Raw genomic sequence first — 468 nt, 5'->3', positions numbered from 1 at the left:
CGGCCGGTGCGCCGGTCCGGGCCCTGTCGGCGGGAGACCGTCCGTGACAGCCGCCGCAGCTTACGCGCCGCCGAGTTGAGGTGCCGGGGGTTGGGGACCGGCGGGCTGCCGTCGAAGTACACCGCGAGTGTGGTGATGCCGAGGTCCACGCCGATCACCGCATCGTGGCGGGCGGGAGTGGCAGGGGGTCGTTCGGTGTGCACGGTGAAGCTGACGTGCCAGCGGTCGGCTTGCTGCCGGACGGTGGCCGAGGCGATCCGCGCGGTGCCGTCGGCCAGGCGGCGGGCGAGCTTGACGGCCGGCTCGCAGGTTTTGATCCGGCCCAGCACCGGCAGCACCACGTGCCTGCGCCCGTCCAGCCGGATCGCGCCGGTGGTGAACCGCACCGAACACCCGCCACGCCCGCTCCGGTGTTCGGTCTTGAACCGGGGAAACCCCACCTGGGGCCCTTGCGTCTGCCCTGCCGGG

Annotated in this window: 1 protein-coding gene; it reads right to left on the bottom strand. The window is 73.7% G+C overall.

The annotated features are described in order from the left end of the window. Positions 1–386: transposase (locus E1294_RS52200; protein ID WP_165978010.1), on the bottom strand; the 386-nt coding region annotated here is incomplete at its 3' end. Positions 387–468 lie beyond the last annotated feature (82 nt).

It is taken from the genome of Nonomuraea diastatica, assembly GCF_004349015.1.
Lineage (GTDB): Bacteria > Actinomycetota > Actinomycetes > Streptosporangiales > Streptosporangiaceae > Nonomuraea > Nonomuraea diastatica.
Note: the sequence above shows the minus strand (reverse complement) of the source record. Positions and strands in the feature narration are given on the sequence as shown.